The 4,284-nt window shown below is 67.7% G+C and carries 6 protein-coding genes and 1 pseudogene; 2 read left to right on the top strand and 5 right to left on the bottom strand.

All coding sequences use genetic code 11. The annotated features are described in order from the left end of the window. Positions 1-205 precede the first annotated feature (205 nt). Both QK444_RS33150 and QK444_RS33155 read right to left on the bottom strand, forming a co-directional pair. On the bottom strand, positions 206-961 hold the full coding sequence (locus QK444_RS33150; protein WP_282785988.1) for an ABC transporter permease: 756 nt from the start codon (positions 959-961) through the stop codon (positions 206-208). Then, positions 961-1,914 carry an ABC transporter ATP-binding protein gene (locus tag QK444_RS33155; RefSeq protein ID WP_282785989.1) on the bottom strand — a complete coding sequence of 318 codons (954 nt, stop codon included), beginning with the start codon at positions 1,912-1,914 and terminating at the stop codon, positions 961-963. Before QK444_RS33155 ends, QK444_RS33150 begins: the two co-directional genes overlap by 1 nt. Before the next feature lie 234 nt (positions 1,915-2,148). Here QK444_RS33155 and QK444_RS33160 point away from each other — a divergent pair, with 234 nt between their 5' ends. Together QK444_RS33160 and QK444_RS33165 are read left to right on the top strand one after the other, a co-directional pair. Next, the gene (locus tag QK444_RS33160; RefSeq protein ID WP_282785993.1) at positions 2,149-2,571 is read left to right on the top strand and encodes a type II toxin-antitoxin system Phd/YefM family antitoxin; all 423 of its coding nucleotides are present in this window, start codon (positions 2,149-2,151) and stop codon (positions 2,569-2,571) included. 3 nt (positions 2,572-2,574) lie between these two features. Beyond that, complete coding sequence (locus tag QK444_RS33165) at positions 2,575-2,844, top strand: Txe/YoeB family addiction module toxin (RefSeq protein ID WP_282785990.1); 270 nt, start codon at positions 2,575-2,577, stop codon at positions 2,842-2,844. A gap of 35 nt (positions 2,845-2,879) precedes the next feature. On the opposite strand, the gene QK444_RS33170 is transcribed toward QK444_RS33165, so the two are convergent. From QK444_RS33170 to QK444_RS33180, 3 genes and pseudogenes are all read right to left on the bottom strand, one after another. After that, the gene (locus tag QK444_RS33170; RefSeq protein WP_282785991.1) at positions 2,880-3,644 is read right to left on the bottom strand and encodes a thiazole synthase; all 765 of its coding nucleotides are present in this window, start codon (positions 3,642-3,644) and stop codon (positions 2,880-2,882) included. Next, positions 3,637-3,849: a sulfur carrier protein ThiS gene (thiS, locus tag QK444_RS33175; RefSeq protein WP_282785992.1), complete on the bottom strand. Its 213-nt coding sequence runs from the start codon at positions 3,847-3,849 to the stop codon at positions 3,637-3,639. The genes QK444_RS33170 and thiS overlap by 8 nt, the downstream gene beginning before the upstream one ends. Beyond that, positions 3,846-4,284, bottom strand: a pseudogene (locus tag QK444_RS33180) (glycine oxidase ThiO); the annotation flags it as partial. The gene thiS and the pseudogene QK444_RS33180, both read right to left, overlap by 4 nt.

Genomic DNA, 4,284 nt, shown 5'->3' on the forward strand with positions numbered 1-4,284 from the left:
TCTCACGGCGGGGGGGAGCGAAACGGAGGAGCGGAGGAGGGAAGAACCGAGACCTCCAGCGCCGCGAACCCGCCCGCAGCGAAGCGGAGGGCAATTCAAACACAACACAACACAACACCGGCCCGACGCGGAGTTCGCGTCGGGCCGATGCATCCGTCGACCGGGCAGTGGCCGACGGTCCCGGGCAGGGTCTCGGTGGGGCGGGCTAGGCGTCGCGCTTGTTCAGCGTGACCAAAGCAGCCCCGAACACAATTGTGACAAATGCTGCGAAATACACCAGGCTCCCCCAGGGGCCCCAATGCCAGTTCGCGTTCGACTCGGTCAGCGAGAAGAACCGCTGTCCGTTGGCGAAGGGCAGCAGCGGGCCCACATTGCGGCCGAAGCTGCCGAACGCACCCAGCAGCGGTTCCAGGATCAGCGGCCACAGCACGATGATCGAGATGGCCGCCGCGGACTGCCGCACCAGCACCCCTACACCGACCGCCAATACGATGCTGAGCAGGGCGTACAGCGGGACACCCAGCAGCGCCCGCCACTGCGCGCCGGTGGACAACTCCAGGGCCGGCGACGTCCCGTAGATGGCGCGGGAGATCAGCAGGGCGCCCACGCAGAGCACCGCGGTCAACAGTGCGCCGTACACGGCGAGCAGCGCGGCCTTTACGACGATCACGGTGCTGCGCTGTGGCGTGGCCAGGAATGTGGTGCGAATGATGCCGAATCGATACTCACTGGTCACCGAGAGGGTGGCCATGATCATGAGCACCATGACGCCGAAGCCGCTGACTCCGCCCACCGCGACGGCCACATCCATCGGCACCGCGTCGTCCGAGTTCTTCGCCGTGCGGGCGATGACCGCGATGAGCGCCGCCAGACCGAGCCCCAGCGCGACCACGACCGCCGAACACCACCAGGGCGACCGGGTCGAGGTGAGTTTGATCCGTTCCGCAGCAAGCACTCCCATCAGAGCGCACCTCCCATGACCTCGTCGATTCCGGCGCCTTCGCCGTGGTACTCCACCGCGTTGCCGGTCATCTGCATGAACGCCTCCTCCAGCGACGCCCGCTGCGGGGCCAGCTCGTAGAGCGTGATGTCGTTGGCCCCGGCCAGCTTTCCGACCGCGTCACTGGTCGCGTTGGCGACCACCAGCGCGGGGCTGGCCGGGTCGGCGCCGTCCTCGCGGACGGTCATGCCATGGGAGGTGAGCAGGCTGCGCAGCTGATCCAGTTGCGGACTGCGCACCCGCACCGACGATTCGGAGGCGCGCTCGATGAACTCCTTGGTGGTGGTGTCGGCGATGAGCCGGCCGCGGCCGATGACCACCAGGTGGTCGGCGGTCTGCGCCATCTCCGACAGCAGGTGGCTCGACACCAGCACGGTGCGGCCTTCCTGTCTGGCGAGCCGCTGCATGAACCGGCGGATCCAGAGGATGCCCTCCGGGTCCAGGCCGTTCACCGGCTCGTCGAACAGCAGCACCTTGGGATCACCGAGCAGCGCGCCCGCCAATCCGAGCCGCTGCGACATGCCGAGCGAGAAGCCGCCCGCGTTCTTGTCCGCCACCTCGGACAGGCCGACCAGCCGCAGCACCTCCTCCACCCGGGAGGCGGGAATGCCATTGGACGCGGCCATCCAGCGCAGATGCGAGCGAGCCGAGCGGTTCGGATGCACCCATTTGGCATCCAACAGCGCACCGACCTCGGTCAGCGGCCGCTTCAGCTCGCGATACTGCTTGCCGTCGATCAGGGCGGTACCGGATGTCGGCGTATCCAGCCCCAGGATCATCCGCATGGTCGTCGACTTCCCGGCCCCGTTCGGGCCGAGGAAGCCGGTCACCTGCCCCGGCCGGACCGAGAACGACAGGTCCGACACCGCGACGGTCTGGCCGTAGTGTTTCGTCAGGCCCCTCAGTTCGATCATGCGGCCCAGTCTTCCCGAATATTCGAGCCAGCACTATCGACCGGAGGTCGCGCGTCCCGTCATCCTGCCGGATGAGTGGGACCCTGAGCCCACCCGACCACCGCTGAACAGGGCACTCACCTCGATCACATCGCGAGTTCCGTCGCCTACGGAAAGCAATACGTACGACAACCCGTACGAGTGTTGTACGCTATGTTGTACATGATTGCTTCCGCAAGTGACAGGAGGGTGCGTATGGCCTCGCTACCTATCTCGAAAGTCCGTGAGAACCTGTTCGGACTCGTGAAGCAGGTCAACGACGACCACGACACCCTCACCGTGGTCACCAAAACCGGCGAGAATGCCATCCTCGTCGCGGAAGCCGACTGGAACTCGCTCATGGAGACCCTGTATGTCCTGCAGACCCATGGCGGCATCCAACTGTTGAAGTCCGCGGCCGACGCACGCGCGGGCCGAACCACCGCGCACCCCCTGATCGATCCCGATGACGAACTCCGCCCGGTCATCGGCGATGCGGTGCCCGAAACGCAGGCCTCCGGATCATCAACGGTTGACCGTTTGGTGAACGAGTTGCTCAAACGAGGCGCTTCACCGGATTTCGTCCGCGACCTGCTCGGTGGGTCGGAAGCGACAACACCGGACCAATCGGGAGCGTGACCCGTGCCCGACCGGAAGCTGACCTTCACCGCTCAAGGTTGGCGCAGCTACGAGGCGTGGCTGACGCGCGACCGTCAGGTTCTGAAAGCCGCCAACAAGCTGATCAACGCCGCCTTGGCCGACCCGTTCACAGGCATCGGCAAACCTGAGCCGTTGCGCCATCAGCTGGCCGGACACTGGTCTCGTCGAATCACGCAGGAGCATCGGCTCATCTACTACGTCACCGACACCGAGATCGCGATCGTCCAGGTCGGCGGCCACTACGACGAGTGACGCGAGTTCTGCCAGTCTCGAGACCGAATGGTGTCTCAGCGGGTCGGGGAGGAAGCCTGGGCCCAGAAACGTTTGGGGATGCGGCCTGCTTCGCGGGCCAGCCGGCCGGCTTCGACGGCGTGTTTCATGGCGGTGGCCATGCGGGCGGGGTGGTGGGCTCGGGTGACGGCGGTGGCGAGGAGGACCGCGGAGCAGCCGAGTTCCATGGCCAGGGCGGCGTCGCTGGCGGTGCCTATGCCGGCGTCGAGGATGACGGGGACGCCCGCGGCGGCCACGATCATTTCGATGTTGTGCGGGTTGGAGATGCCCAGGCCGGTGCCGATGGGGGAACCGAGGGGCATGACGGCGGCGCAGCCGGCGTCCTCGAGGCGGCGGGCCAGGACCGGGTCGTCGGTGGTGTAGGGCAGGACGGTGAAACCGGCGTCCACCAATTGCTCGGCGGCGGTGACCAGTTCGATGGCGTCCGGGAGCAGGGTGCGTTCGTCGGCGATGACTTCCAGCTTCACCCAGTCGGTTTCGAGGGCCTCGCGGGCGAGCTGGGCGGTGAGCACCGCCTCGGCGGCGGTGCGACAGCCCGCCGTATTGGGTAGGGGCGCGATCTCGAGGCGCTTCAGCAGGTCGAGTACGCCGGTGCCGCCCGCGGCGTCGACGCGGCGCATCGCCACCGTGGTGAGTTCGGTGCCGGAGGCGAGCAAAGCCTCCTCGAGCACGGTGAGGTTCTCGGCACCTCCGGTACCCATGATCAGCCGCGAGCCGAAAGTGCGGCCCGCGATCTCCAGGGGCGCGACCGGGCTAGCCACCCTGCACCGCCGTCAGCACCTCGATCTCCCAGCCGCGACCGACCGGCTCGTCCCAGCGGGATTTGGGGAACAGCGCGCCGTCCACCGCGACGGCGACGCCCTGGCAGGGCAGATTCAGCGTCTCCAGCAGGGCGCGCAGCGAGATCGGTTCCGGGAAGGTGTGATCGGCACCGTTCACGGTGACGCCGATGGGGATCGCGGTCATTGCTTACCTCCAGCGAAGTGGGGCTCGGGCACCCGGAAACGGGTGGGTGAGGCGGCGCGCGCCTCGGGCAGCTCGGAATCGGCGAGCAGGGCCAGCACGGCGTCGACGGTGACCGGGACACCCAGAATGCCGTTGCGGCCGTGGCCCAGTGCGGCGATCACCCGCTCGTCCAGGTAGCCGAGCAAGGGCAGATTGTCGGGGGTACCGGGGCGGGAACCAGCTGTGGCCTCGGCGAATTCGTACTCACCGACCCCCGGGAAGATCGCCTCGGCGTCGGTGATCAGATCGCGGACGCCGCCGACCGTGACCACGGTATCGAATCCGGCCTCGTACTGTGTCGCGCCGAGTACGATGCCGTCCGGGCGCGGCACCAGGTAGATGGGGCGGCCGTGCACGCGGGCGCGCACCACGCGGGACGGCGGGGGCGGGGCGCTC

Source organism: Nocardia sp. CC201C, from assembly GCF_030010695.1.
Taxonomy (GTDB): Bacteria; Actinomycetota; Actinomycetes; order Mycobacteriales; family Mycobacteriaceae; genus Nocardia; species Nocardia otitidiscaviarum.